At 65.5% G+C, this 17,125-nt stretch carries 20 protein-coding genes; 8 read left to right on the top strand and 12 right to left on the bottom strand.

The features are described from left to right. Positions 1–22 precede the first annotated feature (22 nt). Positions 23–1,783, bottom strand: a complete 1,761-nt coding sequence (phaC, locus tag QHG62_RS07915) for a class I poly(R)-hydroxyalkanoic acid synthase (protein ID WP_281150355.1) — start codon at positions 1,781–1,783, stop codon at positions 23–25. Positions 1,784–1,897: 114 nt separating this feature from the next. On the opposite strand from phaC, the gene QHG62_RS07910 reads away from it, so the two are divergent. Then, positions 1,898–2,230 (top strand): hypothetical protein, encoded by a 333-nt coding sequence (locus QHG62_RS07910; RefSeq protein ID WP_281150354.1) that lies wholly within the window; start codon positions 1,898–1,900, stop codon positions 2,228–2,230. Here the strand turns inward: QHG62_RS07910 and pgeF are convergent. Both pgeF and maiA read right to left on the bottom strand, forming a co-directional pair. Then, a complete protein-coding gene (gene pgeF / locus QHG62_RS07905; RefSeq protein WP_281150353.1) occupies positions 2,162–2,929 on the bottom strand; it encodes a peptidoglycan editing factor PgeF in 768 nt (255 codons plus the stop codon). The genes QHG62_RS07910 and pgeF overlap by 69 nt on opposite strands. 5 nt (positions 2,930–2,934) lie before the next feature. Next, positions 2,935–3,573 carry a maleylacetoacetate isomerase gene (gene maiA / locus QHG62_RS07900; protein WP_281151532.1) on the bottom strand — a complete coding sequence of 213 codons (639 nt, stop codon included), beginning with the start codon at positions 3,571–3,573 and terminating at the stop codon, positions 2,935–2,937. An 89-nt stretch (positions 3,574–3,662) separates the two neighbouring features. Here maiA and QHG62_RS07895 point away from each other — a divergent pair, with 89 nt between their 5' ends. The 4 genes from QHG62_RS07895 (at position 3,663) to QHG62_RS07880 (ending at position 6,116) form a co-directional block, all read left to right on the top strand. Further along, positions 3,663–4,364, top strand: coding sequence for a fumarylacetoacetate hydrolase family protein (locus QHG62_RS07895; protein WP_281150352.1), 702 nt, complete (start codon positions 3,663–3,665; stop codon positions 4,362–4,364). A gap of 19 nt (positions 4,365–4,383) precedes the next feature. Beyond that, positions 4,384–4,935: an NUDIX hydrolase gene (locus QHG62_RS07890; protein ID WP_281150351.1), complete on the top strand. Its 552-nt coding sequence runs from the start codon at positions 4,384–4,386 to the stop codon at positions 4,933–4,935. Between the two features lie 5 nt (positions 4,936–4,940). Beyond that, positions 4,941–5,453: a CreA family protein gene (locus QHG62_RS07885; protein ID WP_281150350.1), complete on the top strand. Its 513-nt coding sequence runs from the start codon at positions 4,941–4,943 to the stop codon at positions 5,451–5,453. A gap of 156 nt (positions 5,454–5,609) precedes the next feature. Further along, the gene (locus tag QHG62_RS07880) at positions 5,610–6,116 is read left to right on the top strand and encodes a murein hydrolase activator EnvC family protein (protein ID WP_348638684.1); all 507 of its coding nucleotides are present in this window, start codon (positions 5,610–5,612) and stop codon (positions 6,114–6,116) included. A 28-nt stretch (positions 6,117–6,144) separates the two neighbouring features. On the opposite strand, the gene QHG62_RS07875 is transcribed toward QHG62_RS07880, so the two are convergent. Beyond that, positions 6,145–7,776, bottom strand: coding sequence for a phospholipase D family protein (locus tag QHG62_RS07875; protein WP_281150349.1), 1,632 nt, complete (start codon positions 7,774–7,776; stop codon positions 6,145–6,147). 197 nt (positions 7,777–7,973) lie between these two features. On the opposite strand from QHG62_RS07875, the gene QHG62_RS07870 reads away from it, so the two are divergent. Together QHG62_RS07870 and QHG62_RS07865 are read left to right on the top strand one after the other, a co-directional pair. Further along, positions 7,974–9,398 (top strand): homospermidine synthase, encoded by a 1,425-nt coding sequence (locus tag QHG62_RS07870; RefSeq protein ID WP_281150348.1) that lies wholly within the window; start codon positions 7,974–7,976, stop codon positions 9,396–9,398. Next, positions 9,399–10,712: an NAD(P)/FAD-dependent oxidoreductase gene (locus QHG62_RS07865; RefSeq protein ID WP_281150347.1), complete on the top strand. Its 1,314-nt coding sequence runs from the start codon at positions 9,399–9,401 to the stop codon at positions 10,710–10,712. Positions 10,713–10,725: 13 nt separating this feature from the next. Here the strand turns inward: QHG62_RS07865 and QHG62_RS07860 are convergent, their stop codons facing one another. The 6 genes from QHG62_RS07860 to QHG62_RS07835 all read right to left on the bottom strand — a co-directional run bounded on the left by QHG62_RS07860 (position 10,726) and on the right by QHG62_RS07835 (position 15,273). Further along, positions 10,726–11,316, bottom strand: a complete 591-nt coding sequence (locus tag QHG62_RS07860) for a hemerythrin domain-containing protein (RefSeq protein WP_281150346.1) — start codon at positions 11,314–11,316, stop codon at positions 10,726–10,728. A gap of 102 nt (positions 11,317–11,418) precedes the next feature. Then, on the bottom strand, positions 11,419–11,916 hold the full coding sequence (locus QHG62_RS07855) for a hemerythrin domain-containing protein (RefSeq protein ID WP_281150345.1): 498 nt from the start codon (positions 11,914–11,916) through the stop codon (positions 11,419–11,421). A gap of 98 nt (positions 11,917–12,014) precedes the next feature. Further along, entirely contained in the window at positions 12,015–12,497 is a 483-nt protein-coding gene (locus tag QHG62_RS07850) for a hypothetical protein (RefSeq protein WP_281150344.1), read from the bottom strand. Positions 12,498–12,508: 11 nt separating this feature from the next. Then, positions 12,509–13,288 carry an alpha/beta hydrolase family protein gene (locus QHG62_RS07845; RefSeq protein ID WP_281150343.1) on the bottom strand — a complete coding sequence of 260 codons (780 nt, stop codon included), beginning with the start codon at positions 13,286–13,288 and terminating at the stop codon, positions 12,509–12,511. Further along, a complete protein-coding gene (locus QHG62_RS07840) occupies positions 13,269–14,441 on the bottom strand; it encodes a DUF3182 family protein (RefSeq protein ID WP_281150342.1) in 1,173 nt (390 codons plus the stop codon). Before QHG62_RS07840 ends, QHG62_RS07845 begins: the two co-directional genes overlap by 20 nt. Before the next feature lie 16 nt (positions 14,442–14,457). Next, positions 14,458–15,273, bottom strand: a complete 816-nt coding sequence (locus QHG62_RS07835; protein WP_281150341.1) for an SDR family NAD(P)-dependent oxidoreductase — start codon at positions 15,271–15,273, stop codon at positions 14,458–14,460. 281 nt (positions 15,274–15,554) lie between these two features. On the opposite strand from QHG62_RS07835, the gene QHG62_RS07830 reads away from it, so the two are divergent. Next, positions 15,555–16,160 carry an isochorismatase family cysteine hydrolase gene (locus tag QHG62_RS07830; protein WP_281150340.1) on the top strand — a complete coding sequence of 202 codons (606 nt, stop codon included), beginning with the start codon at positions 15,555–15,557 and terminating at the stop codon, positions 16,158–16,160. A gap of 8 nt (positions 16,161–16,168) precedes the next feature. Here QHG62_RS07830 and QHG62_RS07825 read toward each other — a convergent pair whose 3' ends face one another. Both QHG62_RS07825 and QHG62_RS07820 read right to left on the bottom strand, forming a co-directional pair. Then, the gene (locus QHG62_RS07825; RefSeq protein ID WP_281150339.1) at positions 16,169–16,642 is read right to left on the bottom strand and encodes a CBS domain-containing protein; all 474 of its coding nucleotides are present in this window, start codon (positions 16,640–16,642) and stop codon (positions 16,169–16,171) included. Between the two features lie 38 nt (positions 16,643–16,680). After that, positions 16,681–16,995, bottom strand: coding sequence for a plasmid stabilization protein (locus QHG62_RS07820; protein ID WP_157613337.1), 315 nt, complete (start codon positions 16,993–16,995; stop codon positions 16,681–16,683). Positions 16,996–17,125: the final 130 nt, after the last annotated feature.

Raw genomic sequence — 17,125 nt, 5'->3', positions numbered from 1 at the left:
TCGGCTGTTGCTTTGGGCTGCGTCAGGCGCGGGCCTTGACGTAGCGCCCCGGCGCCGGCTCGATGGCCTTGTACGTCTTGCCGTTGCCGTACGTCTTCGGCGCGGGAACCTGCTTGCCCGCATGGCCCTTGAGCCACTGGGCCCAGTCGGTCCACCAGCTGCCGGGGTGCTCGGTGGCGCCGGCCAGCCATTCGGCCTGCGTCTTCGGGAATTTGCCGTCCTCGCGAATCCAGTGGCTGCGCTTTTTCTTGGCGGGCGGGTTGATCACGCCTGCAATGTGGCCCGATGCGCCCATGACGAAGCGCTTCTTGCCCGGCAGCAGCTGCGTCGATGCATAGGCCCCGCCAATCGGCACGATGTGGTCTTCGCGCGAGCCGTAGATGTACACCGGCACATCGATCTTGCCCAGATCGACCTTCTGGCCGCACACCGTGAGCGCATTGGGCTTGGCGAGCTTGTTCTCGTGGTAGGTGTTGCGCAGGTACCAGGTGTAGAACGGGCCCGGCAGGTTGGTGGCGTCGCTGTTCCAGTAAAGCAGGTCGAACGGGGGCGGCGTTTCGCCCTTCAGGTAGTTGCCGACCACGTAGTTCCACACCAGGTCGTTGGGGCGCAAAAAGCTGAAGGTCGAGGCCAGGTCGCCGCCCGGCAGCAGCCCGCCCTTGCCGAGCTGCATTTCGCGGTACTGCACCATCGGCTCGTCGACGAAGATGTCGAGAATGCCGGTGTCGCTGAAGTCGAGGAACGTGGTGAGCAGCGTGACCGAGGCCGCCGGCTTTTCGCCGCGTGCCGCAAGCACGGCCAGCGCGGTGCTCAGGATGGTGCCGCCCACGCAGAAGCCGAGCGCATTGATCTGCCCCGACTTGTTGGTGGGGCCGCTGATCTCCTGCACCGTGTGAATCGCCTTGATTGCGGCGTTCTCGATGTAGTCGTCCCAGGTGGCGTTGGCCAACGATTCGTCGGGGTTGCGCCAGCTGACCACGAACACGCGGTGGCCCTGCTCGTTCGCATAGCGGATCAGCGAGTTCTCGGGCTGCAGGTCGAGTATGTAGAACTTGTTGATGCAGGGCGGCACCAGCAAGAAGGGCCGCTCGTACACCTTGGCCGTGAGCGGCTTGTATTCGAGCAGCTGGAACAGCTCGTTCTCGAACACCACCGCGCCTTCGGTGGTGGCCACGTTGCGCCCCACTTCGAAGGCGCTTTCGTCGGTCATGCTGAGGTGGCCCTGCTTGATGTCGTGCAGCAGGTTCTGAATGCCCTTGGCAATGCTCTCGCCCTGGGTTTCGATGGCTTTTTTCTGCGCCTCGGCGTTCAGCGCCAGCGAATTGCTCGGCGACGAGGCCGCCATCCACTGCTCCACGGCAAAGCGCAGGCGGGCCTTGGTTTTCTCGTCGGCGTCGATGGCGTCGGCCATGTTCAGCATGGTGCGGCCATTGAGCAGGTACACGGCCGCCGAGAAGGCAGCGAGCGGATTGCCGCCCCAGGCGTCGGACGCAAAGCGCTTGTCGCCCTCGGGCTTGGCGGCAAAGCCCTGGCGCCAGAGCTCGGTCGCCTCGGCAACATATTGCTGCTGGATCGATTGAAGCTTTTCGGGGTCGATGGAGATCTTGGGCAGCTCGGGCATCTTGGCCGTCTGCGGCATTTGCCACAGCGGCGTGCCGCCGACGAAGGCAGAGGCCCCCTGCGCGGCGGATTGCTGGAACGATTCCAGCGCCTTGTTCCATCCCTCTGACAGTGCCTGCTGGAAGGGCGCGAACGCATCGGCCCCCGTGGCTTGTTGCTTCATGGTGTCTCCTGGTCCTCGCCTGAGTCGGTACGGATGGCTGCTCGTGTTTTGAGTATGCTGCATTTCACAAGGCCTTCATAACGCCGCCCACCTACTTACCGACTGAAACTTGTTGTGTTCATCCACCTGATCGTGATCGGCTGGCTCTACGTTGCCGTGATGATGGCCGTGGCCGAAGCCACCAGCACCACGGGCACCGTGCTGGGTGCCATCTTCACATTTCTTTTGTACGGATTGGCGCCCGTGGCCTTGGTGGTTTACCTGATGGGAACCCCGGGCCGCCGCCGCGCGATCAGGCAGCGCGAGGCCGAGGCGCAGGAAGAGGCACGCCGGGCGGCTGCCGCCAAAGCCGCAACCGGCGCGGAAGCAAACAAGGAATCAGGCCTTCCAGACCAGCGCGGCGAAGCGCCCGCTGATGCCGTCCCGCCGGTGCGAAAAGAACCGTGACGGGTTGCCGACGGTGCACCAGCCGTCGCTGCTATCGTTGCCGTAGACAGCCTCTACGCCGGCCGCGCGAAGGCGCTGGCGTGCAAGCGCCGGCAGGTCGGCCAGCCATTTGCCGTCAGTTGCAGCGGGCTTGAAACAGCCGGCTGCATCCGGTGCGTGCGCCTCGAACGCCGACTTGACCTCGGCCCCCACCTCGAAGGCTTTCGGCCCGATGCAGGGGCCGAGCCATGCCAGCACCTTGCCCTGCTCCGGGGCAAAACGCCCCGCTGCCGCTTCGAGCACCCCGCCCGCAAGCCCGCGCCAACCCGCATGCGCGGCGGCCACGCGGCGGCCTGCGGCATCGGTGAAAAGCACGGGCAGGCAATCGGCCACCATGATCGTGCAGGCGAGGCCGCTCTCGGCTGTGGTGCAGGCATCGGCGGCGGCGCCATCCGGCAAGGCACTGCCGGCGCCCTCGAGTGCCACAAGCTCACTCCCATGCACCTGCTGCAAGAAGACGGGCCGCACGCCGATGGCCTGCCGCAGGCGGGTGCGGTTGGCAGCGACATGCGCGGGCTCGTCGCCCACGTGGTCGCCGAGATTCAGGCTTTCATAGCGCCCGGCCGATACGCCGCCTGAGCGCGTGGTGCACAGCGCCCGCACGTTCTGCGGCGCCGGCCAGTCGGGCACAAGCCAGCGCGGGTCCATGCCGGCGTCCATGCCGCTCAGGCTTCCGCGTCGGGCGCCTGCGAAGGCTGGGCGCGCTGGAACGCGTCCAGCGCCATGCACGCCTCGAAGGCGCCCATGGTGCGCGGCAGCCCGCTGAAGTCGCAGTCGAAGCGCCTGCCGTTGAAGATCTGCGGCACCAGGCAGCAGTCGGCCAGCGTGGGCGTGTTGCCGTAGCAGAAGGTGCTGCCGGGGTGCTGCGCAAGCTGCCGCTCGAAGGCCAGCATGCCGTCGCGAACCCAGTGGCGGTACCAGGTGTTCTTGGCCTCGTCGTCGAGCTTGAGCTCCTTCACCAGGTACTTGAGCACGCGCAGGTTGTTCAGCGGGTGGATCTCGCAGGCAATCGACTGGGCCAGCGCCCGCACGTGCGCCCGGCCGACCGGGTCGTGCGGCAGCAGCGGCGGCTCGGGGTAGGTCTCGTCCAGGTATTCGATGATGGCCATCGACTGCGAGAAGCGCTCGCCCTCGTCTTCGAGCAGCGGCACCAGCATGTCGGCCGAAATGGCCGAATAGGGGCCCGTGCGATGGTCGCCGCGGGCAATGTGCACCGGCACGTAGTCGTAGTCCAGGCCTTTCAGGTTGAGCGCAATGCGCACCCGGAAGGACGACGAGGAGCGGAAGTAGTTATGCAGCTTCATCATTGCGCAAGCATAGCGCCCGCGAACAACCCTGGCCTGCCTCTGGCACACTGCCGTTTTTCTCCGTTCCGCTGAAAAGGACAGACGCAATGGCTTCCGAGTTTGTTTTCGCCCCGCCCGCAACCGTTTCGGTTCCGGTGGTCGGGCAGCCCGCCCGTTTTCCGGTGCACCGCATCTATTGCGTGGGCCGCAACTATGAAGATCACGCCAAGGAAATGGGCTTTACCGGCCGCGAACCGCCGTTCTTCTTCATGAAGCCGGCCGACGCGCTGGTAGTGGTCGATGCGGGCCAGACCGGCACCATGGCCTACCCCACACTCACCAAGAACCTGCACCACGAGATCGAACTCGTGGTGGCCATTGGCACCGGCGGCAAGAACATCAAGGCCGCCGACGCGCACAAGCACATCTACGGCTACGCAGTGGGCCTTGACATGACTCGCCGCGACCTGCAGGGCGAAATGAAGAAGCAGGGCCGCCCCTGGGACATCGGCAAGGGCTTCGAGCAGAGCGCACCCATCGGCCCCATCGTGCCGGTGGCGCAGGCCGGCGACGCCGAGAACGCCGAAATCTCGCTGCAGGTGAACGGCACCGACCGCCAGCGCAGCACCGTGAGCAAGCTGATCTGGAACGTGGCCGAAACCATCGAGCATCTTTCCGCCGCCTGGGAGCTGCAGCCCGGCGACCTGATCTACAGCGGCACGCCCGAAGGCGTGGCGGCGGTGGTGGCGGGCGACACGCTGGTCGGCGAAGTGGCCGGCCTGCCCAAGCTGACGGTCAAGATCGTCTGAAGCCCCACGCTCACGCTCCATGATCCTGCGCGTACCCATCAAGCACTGCAAGAACTGCGGCACCGCGGTGGTCTACCGCGTTCCGGACGATGGCGACACCAAGGAACGCGCCGTCTGCCCCGCCTGCAGCACCATCCACTACGAGAACCCGCTGAACGTGGTGGGCACCATTCCCGTTCTTGGCGACAAGGTGCTGCTGTGCAAGCGCAACATCGAGCCGCGCTGGGGCAAGTGGACGCTGCCCGCGGGCTTCATGGAGCTTGGCGAAACCGCCGCCCAGGGCGCGGCGCGCGAAACCGATGAAGAGGCCGGCGCCAACTACGAAATGCAGGGCCTCTTCGCGGTGATCAGCGTGGTGCGCGTGGGGCAGGTGCACCTGTTCTACCGCGCCCGCCTGCTGGACGACCGCTTCGACCCGGGCCACGAAACCATCGAGGCCCGGCTTTTCACCGAAGAAGAAATTCCCTGGGAAGAAATTGCGTTTCGCACCGTGCGCGAGGCCCTGGAACACTTCTTCGAAGACCGGCGGCGCGGCAGCTTCGACCGCGTGCACGAACTCAGCATCGTTTGAAACACATGACCATCCAGGCACCGCGCGCTGCCGCCCTCTTCCGTGCGGCGCTCGCATCCACCGTTGCCGCCGGCCTGGGCCTCGCGCTGGCCTCGGCGGCGCACGCAGAAATAGTGGGCGACGTCGACACCGCTTTCAAGCTCATCGGGCCGGACCACAAGATCGTGGTCGAGGCCTACGACGACCCCAAGGTCAATGGCGTGACCTGCTACGTCTCGCGCGCCAAGACGGGCGGCCTGGCGGGTGCCTTTGGCGTTGCCGAAGACAAGTCGGAGGCCTCCATTGCCTGCCGCCAGGTCGGCCCCGTCAGCATCACGCAGCCGCTGCCCAAGCGCGAAGAGGTCTACACCGAGCGGCTGTCGATTCTTTTCAAGCGGCTGCGGGTGGTGCGCATGGTCGACGCGCGGCGCAACACGCTCATCTACCTCACCTACTCCGACCTGCTGATCGACGGCTCGCCGAAGAACAGCGTAACCGCGGTGCCGATCGATCGCGGCACGCCCATTCCGCTCAAGTAACTGCCAAGCCGTTACTTTCCTGTTACCTCCGATTCTTTCGGCTCCCCGTCGCCCGCGCCAGCCGGCTCACGCGAGTTTGCTAGCATGCCGGCGGTAACTGGCCGGCGCGCCGAGCCGAAGGAACCCTCAGCAACGAATTCGTTCCAACAGAGAACCATGCAGCACCTTCAGACTTTTGTTTTACGTACCGGCGCCGCGCTACTCGTAGCCGCCGGCCTTGCAGCCTGCACCACGCCCGCCCCGCCGCCGCGCACCGGCGTGAACGTGCCGCCGCCGGTGCAGCAGCCGCAGGCCCTGTTCATCCGGCCCGCGAGCGGCACCACCATTGCGCGCTTCGACGGCGTGCGCAACAAGGGCCTCGACATTGCCGGCAACCTTGGCGACCCGGTCGTCGCATCGGCTGACGGACGCGTGGTGTACGTGGGGGGCGAGTTGCGCGGCTACGGGAACATGGTCATCGTCAAGCACAACGACACCTTTCTTACCGCATACGCCCACGCTGAAAACATCGTCGTCAAGGAAAACGCGGTGGTGCGCCAGGGCCAGAAAATTGCCGAAATGGGCAAGAGCGGCACCGACCGCGTGAAGGTGCATTTCGAAATCCGCAAGAACGGCACCGCCGTCGATCCCGAGCCCTACCTGAGCGGGCGCCTGCAGCACTAGGCACCCCGGTAGCGGCGCAGGCGCGCCGCTAAAGCAGGCTCTCGGGCACCAGCGGGGCAAACAGCTCCAGCTTCCATCGCGACCAGAAATCCGTTTCCGGCTCCACGTGCAGGATGGTGTCGGCGCCGTCGCCAGACGCCGGGCTCACCCATTCGATGCCACCGCGCGGCCCCAGCTGCAGCTGGTATGCGCCGTCGAGCCGGATGAAGCCGATCAGGCTGGTGAGCTGCTGCGCAATTTGCGGGCTGAAAATGAAAATGCCGATCTCGGTGTTGTGCAGCATCGAGCGCGGATCGAAGTTCATCGAGCCGATGAACACAATGTTGCCGTCGACCACGGCCGACTTTCCGTGCAGCCTTCCGCTTGCCGAACCGTACATGCCGAATCGCTTGGTTTCTTCCACGCGCTTGGGGCTCAGCTCGTACAGCGACACGCCCAGCCGCAGCATCGCCGGCCGGTAGCGGCGGTAGCCTATGTGCACCAGCGACTCATCCGTGGCGGCCAGCGAATTGGTGACGATGGTGTAGCTCACACCCTTTTGCCGCACCAGGCGAATCGACTCCATGCCGCCGCGGCCCGGGATCAGGTAAGGCGTGGTCTGCAGCACCTCGTGCTCGGCGCTTCTTATATAGCGCCGCACGTTGTAAAGCACGCTGTCGGGCGCCTCGTCGGCCGGCAACCCGCGGGCTTCTTCGGTCGGGCCCAGCGCCTTGGCGGGGGCATCGGCATAGGCTTCGGCGCGCGCCCAGACGAGCGAAAGCGCGCCCTCGTCCAGGTCCTTGGCCAGCGCGTTGTTGCCCAGCAGGTCGGTAGAAACCAGCGGCGCGGGGTGCAGCGTGTCCGGCCCGCCGGTCAGTTGCTCGAATCGATCGCGCAATTGCTGCGGCGTGGCCCCGCCGGTCGAAACCAGCGATTCCACGGGGTACACATACGGGCTGTTCCAGTACATGTCGAACAGAGACGAAAGCCGCGGCACCACGGTGCCGGCCACCAGCGTGTCGATGTCGATGAAGTTGGAGCCGCCGTCGCGCAGGAAGTATTCGTTGGCAATGTTGCGCCCGCCCATCACGGCCATGACGTTGTCGACCACGAAGAGCTTGTTGTGCATGCGGCGGTGCACGCGGTCGAAGTCGAGCAGCGACGAAGCCCAGCGCGTTCCCAGGCGCTCGCGCCCACTGGGGAACGGATTGAACATCCGCACCTCGGCGTTGGGGTGCGCCGCCAGGCCCGCGAACAGCGGGTCGGCGCCGGCGGTGTAGAGGTCGTCCACCAGCAGGCGCACGCGCACGCCGCGCTCGGCAGCGTCGCGCAATGCGCGCAGCAGGTAGCGGCCGGTTTCGTCGTTCTGCACCAGGTAGTACTGCACGTCGATGGAGCGCTGTGCGCGCTTGGCCAGCTCGATGCGGGCATGCAGCGAGAACTGCGGCATGGGCAGCAGGCGAAACCCGCTCAAGCCCCGCCCCGCCGGCGAGGCCGCCGTAACCAGGCGGCCGAGCGGCGTGTCGGCGCCGTCCGAAATGGCAACGGACGGCTTGCGCTCCACGCCCGAAGGCAGGCCTGCGCAGCCACCCAGAAGTAACAGGGCGATGCCGAACGCAAGCCAAAGCGGCCATGCGAAGCGCGCGCCATTACCAGTTGGTTTGTTGAAGATTCCGGACATTCTGGAATTGGAGTTTTCTGCCATCGGATCGATGCAATGCGCGACGCGCGCAAGGTCGCCGGTTTCTACCATGAGCAGGCCAAAAAAATCCGCTCACGGACTCCTCCTACGCCATCGGCAAAGGCAAGCTGACGTGCGGATGCAACCATCAGCGCCACATTTTTCTGAAAACGCAGAACCACTCAGCGAGGTTGCGCATGACGAAGAAGAACGAACTGCTGGCACGGTTTGACGGCAGGCTCACGATGATCGGCTTCGGCTCCATCGGCCAGGCACTGCTGCCGCTGCTGCTGCGCCTGTTCGGCCTGAAGGCCTCGGACGTCAAGATCGTGAAGTCTGGCGAAGACCGCAGCGGCCTTGCGAAGGAGCTGGGCGTCGAAGTGATTCCCGCACGGCTCGAAGAAGGCAACTTTGCCGCCGTGCTCGAGCCCTTGGTTGGCAAGGGCGACTTCCTGGTCAACCTGTCGGTCGATGTCTCGAGTCTGGCGCTCATCAAGCTCTGCCGAGAGCGCGGCGCCTTCTACCTGGACACCTGCAACGAGCCCTGGCCCGGTCGCTACGACGACCCCGGCCTGCCCCCTTCCCGCCGCTCCAACTACAGCCTGCGCGAAGAAGTGCTGGCCTGGCGCCTGGACAAGCGCAGCGGACCCACGGCCGTGATCACCCAAGGCGCCAACCCCGGCCTTGTGTCCGCGCTGGTCAAGCAGGCGTTGCTCAACATAGCAGCCGACACGCATGCGCAAGTCGAATCGATGCCAACGAGCTACGAGGACTGGGCCGCGCTTGCGAAGCAGCTCGAGATCAAGGTCATTCACATTGCCGAGCGCGACACGCAGTTGGCACGGCAGCGCAAGCAGCGCAATGAATTCGTCAACACCTGGTCGGTGCAGGGCTTCGTCGACGAGGGCCTGCAGCCGGCCGAACTGGGCTGGGGAACGCACGAGCGGCATTGGCCCGCCGACGCCGCGCGCCATGGCTTTGGCAGCGATGCGGCCATCTATCTGAAGCGGCCCGGCATTGGCACGCGGGTGCGCAGCTGGACGCCGCTCGAAGGGCCCTACCACGGCTTTCTGGTAACGCACGCGGAATCGATTTCGATTGCCGACCACCTCACCCTGCGCAAGAACGGCGAAGTGGTGTACCGCCCCACGGTGCACTACGCCTATCACCCCTGCGATGACGCCGTGCTCTCGCTGCACGAAGTGGCCGGCAAGAACTGGCAGCTGCAGCATCGCCAGAAGATCATCCGCGACGAAATAGTCGAAGGCATGGACGAGCTTGGCGTGCTGTTGATGGGCAATCCCAAGGGCGTCTACTGGTTCGGCTCGCGCCTGACCATCGAGCAAGCACGCGAACTGGCGCCCGCCAACAGCGCCACCAGCCTGCAGGTGGTGGCCGGCATCCTGGGCGGCATGCTGTGGGCGCTGCGCAACCCCGATGCCGGGCTGGTGGAGCCCGACGACCTCGATCACCGTGTTGTTCTCGAAGCTGCAACGCCCTACCTCGGCGAGGTGGTGGGCGTGTATGGCGACTGGAACCCGCTGAAAGACCGCAGCCCGCTCTTCAACGAAGAAAAGGATGATGAAGACCCCTGGCAGTTTCTCAACTTCCGGGTGGCCTGATTGCTGCTGCGAAAAGAACTCGGCGTCGTCGAGAACTCCTATTACGAAGCAAGCGTGCAGCGCGCCGAGCGGTTCGAAGCTGCGCGCCCGCTCGAGGGCATTGCCACGGCCGATGTCTGCGTGGTGGGCGGCGGCCTTGCGGGGCTCTCGGCGGCGCTGGAACTGGCTTCGCGCGGCTATGCGGTGGTGCTGCTCGAGGCACAGCGCGTCGGCTGGGGTGCCTCGGGCCGCAACGGCGGACAGGCGATCGTCGGCTTCGGCTCCGACGGCGAAGAGGCCATCGAAAAGCAGTTCACACCCGAAGACGCGCGCCGCGCGTGGGATGTCTCGGTCGAAGGGCTCAACCTGCTGCGCGACCGCATGGCGCGCCATGCCATCGACTGCGACTGGCAGCCCGGCTACCTCAACCTTTCAGTCAAGCCTTCGAAGTCGCGCGCGCTTCGCCAATGGATGGACCACGTGGGCCGCGTCTACGGCTACCCGCTTCAATGGCTCGGGCCCGCAGACATTGCGCAGTGGGTAGACAGCAAGCGATTCGATGCCGGCACCTTCGACGCCTTTTCGGGGCACCTGCATCCGCTCAAGTATTCGCTGGGCCTGGCCTCCGCGGCGCGTGCGGCCGGTGCGCAGCTGCATGAAAACTCCGCTGCGCAGGTCATCGAACGCGGCGCGCGGCCGGTGGTCAAGACCGCGCAGGGCGAGGTGCGGTGCAGCTTCGTGGTTCTCGCGGGCAACGTGTACCTGGCTGAATACGGCGGCGACGTGGCGCCGGAAGTATCGGCGCGCATCATGCCCGTGGGCACCTACATGATTGCGACCGAACCCATGGACAAGGCTCGCGCGGATGCGCTCATGCGCGGCAGGCCGGCTGCGTCGGACACCAACTTCGTGCTCGACTATTTCCGCCTCAGCGCCGATCACCGGCTGCTGTTCGGCTCGGGGGACAGCTACAGCGCCCGCACACCGCGCAACCTGATCGAGAAAATCCGCAAGAGCATGCTCGCGGTGTTTCCGCAGCTGTCAGACCTGGGCATCGACCACGCATGGGGCGGCTTCGTCGACATCACCATGAACAAGGCACCCGATTTCGGGCGCATCGGCGCCAACATCTATTACCTGCAGGGCTTCTCCGGCCACGGCCTGGCGCTGACAGGCATGGCAGGCAAGCTGGCGGCCGAGGCCATTGCCGGGCAGGCCGAACGCTTCGACCTGTTCGCCCGCATCGGGCACCTGGCCTTTCCGGGCGGCACACTGCTGCGCACCCCGGCACTCGTGCTGGGAATGATGTACTACCGCATGCGGGACATGCTGTAGCCGCTGGCCCCGATCAAGCGCGCGCGTGCCAGCGCAAGTGGCCTGAACGCCGTGCCAGCAGAAGCCCCGCAGCAGCGAGCCCGACCATGGCAATGGCCGTGGTGTTGCCAGAAGCGGCCCGCCCCATGTCGAGCGCAATTTCGCCGGTGCGCGGGCCCGCAAGTTGCAGCCGGCGCTTGGTCATTTGCGCACCCAGGTCGCCCAGCTTGTCTGCCAGGTGCTTTTCGGCCGCCGGCAGCAAGATGGTTTCTTCGTCGGCCACGTGATGCATCACGTCGCGCATCAGCGCCGACAGCGTCTCGTCATAGTCGCGCGCCTCGGGTTCCATGGTGCGAAGCAGGCCGATGAGCCTGCGCATTTCGGAATGCTCGTGGATGGCTTCGGTAATGCGTTCATCGTCGATCTTGCGCATCTCGGGGTAGAAGATTTCTTCTTCGAGCTGCGCGTGAATTTCGAGCGCCGTGCAAATGGTGTTGACCAGCCCCTTTTTCACCCGGCTCGGCGCGCTGGCCTTGTACTGGTGAAAAGTGGAAAGCACGTGCGTGTGATCCAGGCGAATCATGTTGGTCGCCGTGGGAAAAAGCCGGGAGACAAGATTTGTCATGGTGACCTCCAAGGCCAATGAAAAGCAAAAGCGTGGCACCCGGCCGGCGCGCGGCCAGGTGCCGTTGGGGTAGCAAGGCAGGCCTGCGACCCAGGCGGGTCGTCAGGCGGTTGCGCCGGTGAGCTCTTCCATCAGCTCTTCCTTGCGAGCTGCGAGCTGGTCACGCATGGCGACCAGGTCGAGCCCCTTGGCAGCGCGCGCCTTGACGAAGATCTCGTTGCGCTCTTCCTTCACGTGGTGGTCGATGTATTCACCCAGCACGATCACCTTGGCGTCAAACTTGTCGTCCACGTCGGAGGCGGATTCGATTTGCGCAATCAGTTCCTTGGCGCTGGCGTGCTCGACTTCGGCTTCGTCCAGCAGATCGGTTTCGCTGAGTGCTTCGCGCAGGGCGGGGTAGAAAATTTCTTCCTCGATTTGCGCATGCACCGTCAGTTCGGTGCAGATCTGGGTTGCCAGTTCGCGCTTCTTTTGCTGCGCGCTGGCGGCTCGCGAATGGGTCAGTTCCTCGTACTCCTTGAACAACTTCTTGACGTTGCGGTGGTCGGTATCGAGAAGGCTGCATGCATCAGGTGCTGCTCGCTTGGTAGAGGTGGGCATCGTGGGCTCCGAATAATGGGTTAGTGGAAGCTGAACGATGGGGGGACCGGAAACTTCGCGACGTAGGAAAGCTGCCTGTGTGTGCGTAGCAGCGCCCACTACTCGCGCCCGCGCTGCGCGAGCAGGCAGCCGGCTGCCAGGCCCACTGCAAAGAGGCCGTAGACCGCCGCCATCGAACCTTTGGAAAGATGGTGTTCGAAACCGGGCGTGAGCCGGCGCGGCGTGATCGTGTAGTCGATCGTGCAGGCCACCGCCGTTGCCGCGCCGGCACTGGCAAGTGCGGCCGGTACCGATTGGGGCGGGCGCCGCTCGGCATGCAGCCACGCATAGAGCAGCGCCCAGAAGATCGCACTCGCGTGGTGGGTGGCGTAGCCAAGGCCCGTGTGCCGCAGCGTGGGCCGGTACACCTGCAAGGCCTGGTCGCCCCAGAGCCAGTGGCTGGTGGCATTGGTGGGTGCCACGGCACTGCCGGCCTCGCGGCGGCCGCGCAGCATGAGCGCGGCCGTGGAGGCAAGGCTTGCAAAGGTTCCGGCAATCAGGCCGGTTCGCAGCACCGGCGCAAGTCGTTTGCTTGTGTTCATGTTCAAAACCTCTAGGCGGGGCTTTCGGAAACCGCCCGCGTCATTGCGCCGGTGGCCCTGGCGCCCAGCGTCATTTCGGTCATCCACGAGACGAGCAACTGCCCGTAGGCCTGGCGGGAAGACTGCTTGGACAACGCGTGGTCGGCTCCCGAAATGACGCGATAGGTGGCGGAGCGCACGCGCTTGAACGCACCCAGGTAGTTCTCGATGACCGGGTGCGGCACGATCTGGTCGTGCTCCGATTCGACGATCAGCACGTCGCCCGTGAACGCCTCGCAGGCGGCAAGCGCCCGGTTGTCGCGGGGGCCCACCAGCGTGCGTCGATAGGCCACCAGGTCCGACCTGCTCAGTTGCCCCTTGGGCGCCAGCCACTCGCGGTCGCGGTAGAGCGCCGGCGCGCGCAGTGCGAGCCACCGCACCGGCCGCATGGCGCTGACCAGCGCCGCCAGGTAGCCGCCGTAGCTGCTGCCGATGATGGCAATCGCGTTGGGGTCGACCGTGGGGTGGCTCACCAGCGTGTCGTAGGCCGCGAGCACGTCGCGCAGGTTGTCCTCGCGCGTCACCTCCTTGCGCAGCGCCGCGTGGCGTGCGTGGCCCCGCAGGTCGAACGTGAGGCACACGCAGCCGAGCGCGGCAATGTCGTGCGCGCGGGCAATGTATTGCTCCTGGCTGCCATCCCAGCCGTGCACGAGCAGGACACCGGGCACCATCGTGGAAGCCGCGACCAGCGTTCCGGCAATGTGCTGGCCGTCTACGGGAATATCGATGACGTTATGTCGTGTCGCTGGCATACGGTTGGATCAATGCGTACTTGGTCAGTGGACCATTCTGTTTGTCGATCCCGCGGTAGTGCACCGCCGCATCCGCCGGAATCTGCGCCGCTGCGCCATAGGCCTCGAAGCAGGAAACGCGCATTCGCTCGAGGGCCGCATCGCGCCAGAAGCTTTCGAGCGCCACCATCTCCGCGCCGGTTGCGCCCCCCACGCGCCATGACTGTTCGAGCACGCCCGATCGCCACGCACCCGCGGCGCCCACGCCTTGCGCCACGTCGTAGTTGACGCGCGACGCAAGAAAGCCGGGAAAGCAGTCGATCACCGCCTGGTGGTAGCGCCGCGCCTGCTCGATGGCAAGGCACAGCGCCGGATTGGGGCTGGTCTTGGCAAGCAGCACGTCGAAGTTGCCGCGCACCAGCGTCAGGTCGGAACCGCCATACACGCTCTGGCCGGCGTTGTCGGTGGTCATGCGCTGGCGGCCGAAGTAGCTCACGATCATGTGGTCGACCATCACCTGCCCCACGCTGAAGGTGTCCGGCCGCTGCAGGTTCTCTTCGATCACCACGCCGTGCAGCGCAATCTGGCTCTCGTCCATGGCCGCAAGGCAGCGGTCCAGCGCATCGGCATCGGTCACCACGGTCTGGCCACGTCCGCCGGTGGCGCACACCGGTTTCACGCGCACAGGGCCCTTCTCCAGCATATGGCGCCCGGCCCATCGCGCATCCTCTGCAGCAAAGGCGGAGAAGCCGTCGAGCGCCGCATGCGATATGTCGGAAGCGAAGGTTGGCGCCCACCCTTCGGGGCAGGCAGCGGCCCTGCCCACCAGCGGATGCGTGATGGCCTTGGTGGCCACGAAGGGGTATGGAACCACGCCCCCGAACAGGTCGTGCAGCGTCGATATGCCGAGCGAGCGCGCCATCTGCGTGCTGGGCAGGGTATCGCTCGGCACAAAGTACAGCGGCGTGTTTTCATGCGCACGCGATGCATCGTATTCGCCCGCAAAGCGAAAGCCCTTCAACGCCGCAAGGCGCTCTGCGAAGTTGCTGCGCGTGGCGCGTTCGTGGTCGCTGCTGTAGGCCTGCGGATCGGCGCTCCACACCACCACGCTGCCGCCGGTGCTCTTGAGGACGGTGTCCACGAGGGCGACTCCCGAGCTGAATGAAGTGTCCATGGCATGCGCTCCCGGACTAGCGTTGGTCCGCCGTTCCGGGTTCGGCCATCCTGCGGTGCTGCTTGGCCAGCAACGCCGACGGCGTGACGTTGGCAACAGCCACCTGCAGCTTGTTCTTCCAGCCGGCAACCACGTCGCCTTCCCCGTCCATCATGGCTTCGAAGCCGATCTTCGCCACCTTGGCCGGGTCTGCCTTCTTGTCGTCCTGCCCCACCTTCGTGTCGAGCATGTCGGCACGGTCGAAAAACTCGGTGTCGGTCGGCCCGGGCATCAGGCAGCTTACGGTAACGCCGCTGTCCTTCAGCTCTTCGCGCAGCGCGAAGGAGAACGAGTCCAGAAAAGCCTTGGTGCCGTTGTACACCGCCTGGAAGCTGCCGGGCATGAAGCCCGCAATCGAGCCGGTGATCAGGATGCGCCCCTGCCCGCGTGCGCGCATTGCGCCGCCCACGGCATGAATCAGGTAAAGCGTGCCGGTGATGTTGGTGTCCAGCACATGCCGCGCCTCAGCAAAATTCTGGTCGAGAAAGGCATGGCCGAGCCCCCGGCCGGCATTGGCGAGCAGCGCATTCACCGGGCGCTGGCCGGCCGCCGCCAGAAGCCGGTCGACCCCTTCGGTGGTGGAAAGATCGGCAAGCACGGGTTGCACCTCCACGCCCAGGCGGCGCAGTTGAACGGCGGCATCCTCGATCTCCGGTTCATCGGCCGCAATCAAAAGATCGAAGCCCTCGTTGGCGCAGCAGCGCGCCAGTTCCAATCCTATGCCCGACGATGCGCCGGTCACGATGGCAAAGGGCCGGGTGAAAGCGGAAGTTTCCATCGGGGAAGTGTTCATCGGAATAGCTCCTTGTGAACGATTGGCGGGGCGCACGGCGGCGATCCGTGCGTTCAGACGGGCGAAGCGCCTACGCGCCTTGGCCGTCCTGATGCCGATGGTCGAACAGCTTGCGATTCCGCACGGCGGGATAACGCGCGTCGTTGTGAAAGAGGCCTCCTACGCGCCGCACCTTGCGATGACTCGGCAGCGACTTTCGCGGCCACGCGCAGCTTTCCTACGGGGGCGGCCGCGCGCTTTTGAAATGGTGAAGCCTTCGCTGACTGGAGACCCGCCGGTACATGGCCTCTAACTCTGCTTCGCCGCCCCCTGCCCTTGCCCCCACACCCGCCGCTGGCCACACGGCATTGTTGATCATCGACATGATCAGCTGCTGGGATTTTCCGGACGCCGAAAAGCTCTTGCCCGGCGCCCTCTCCATTGCCGGCCGCATTGCGGCGCTGAAAGCCCGTTGCACCCGCGTCGGAGTGCCCACCATCTACGTGAACGACAACCGCGGACGCTGGCGCTCCGACTTTCCGAAGCTGGTGGAAATGTCCCTCGCCTCGGGCGGTGCGGGCGCCGAAATCACGTCGGCCCTGCTACCCGGCGAAAAGGACTACTTTGTGCTGAAGCCAAAGCAATCGGCCTTCTTTGCCACGCCGCTCGAGCTTCTGCTCGCCTACCTGAATGCAAGGCGGCTGATCGTGACGGGCGTGGCCAGCGACCAATGCATCTGGGCGACGCTGGCCGATGCGGGCATGCGCGACCTGGAAGCGCTGGCGCCGCGCGACTGCGTTGCTTCGCAGACACCGGAACGCAACCAACGGTTTCTGCGCCAGGCAGAAGAGGCGCTGCTGGTGCGCACCACACCCGGCCCCCGCATCCGCCTGCCTGCACAGCGCTGAGCCAACTTTCAAGACGCGCCCCCGCCGCTCGGCCCGCTTGCGGCCGACTGCTTCGAGCGGTCTGGCTCGGCAGGCTGCGAAATGATGTTGAGCGTGTCGCCCGCCTTGCCTATGTCGCCCTTGGCGGCCGTGTCGCCGAGCGACAGCATGCCCACCAGCCTGTGGTCGCGGTCCACCACCGGCATGCGCCGGACCTGGTAGCCGGCCATCTCGTCCATTACCGTCTCGACGTTGTCGGCTTCGGTGCACCACTTGACGTCCTTCGTCATCACTTCGGACAGCGAAATGTCGAACGGGCGTTTCTGGGCCACCACGCGCAGCACGATGTCGCGGTCGGTCACCATGCCCAGGAGGCGCTGGCCGTCGCACACCGGAATGGCGCCGATGTCCAGTTCGTCCATGGCCTGGGCGGCCAGTGCCACCGGGTCCGCTGGCGAAAGGGTTCGTACGCCGCGGGTCATCAGTTCGGAAACTCGGGTCATTGCGGTTCTCCTTTTCGGCTTGGGTTTCGGCCTGCGGATCAGCCGCTTCGGTGCTCTGCGTTACGCTTGCGCGTGGCCGCGGCCTTCTTGGCGGATGCGGAGCGCTCGGCTGCCGTGCGCGATGCCGCTGCTGCGCCGCCCTTGTGGCCGCCCTTGCGAGAAGGCGCATGGTTCTCGGCCTTGCCGCGGCCGCTGCCGCTCTTCTTGCCGCCGCCGGTCTCTGCGTTTACCGTTGCCCAGGCGCGTTTCTCGGCTTCGGCCTTGCCGACACCGCGGTGCTCGTAGCTTTCCTCGATGTGCTCGGCCTTGCGTTTCTGCTTGTCCGTATAGGACGACTTGTCACCTCTTGGCATTGCTTTCTCCTTAAGGGTGAAGAAGCCTCTCATGCTGCGCCGCTCCTCCGCGGCACAGGTCGGAAGACGCAGGGCATGCGCGTGGGAGCAGTCTGGCGACATCGCGAGCCGGCGCTGTGGGATTGCACCG

The sequence above is a fragment of the Variovorax paradoxus genome, assembly GCF_029919115.1.
In the GTDB taxonomy this organism is placed as follows: domain Bacteria; phylum Pseudomonadota; class Gammaproteobacteria; order Burkholderiales; family Burkholderiaceae_C; genus Variovorax; species Variovorax paradoxus_O.
The sequence above is the reverse complement of the archived record's forward strand: the minus strand, read 5'-3'. Positions and strand labels throughout refer to the sequence as shown.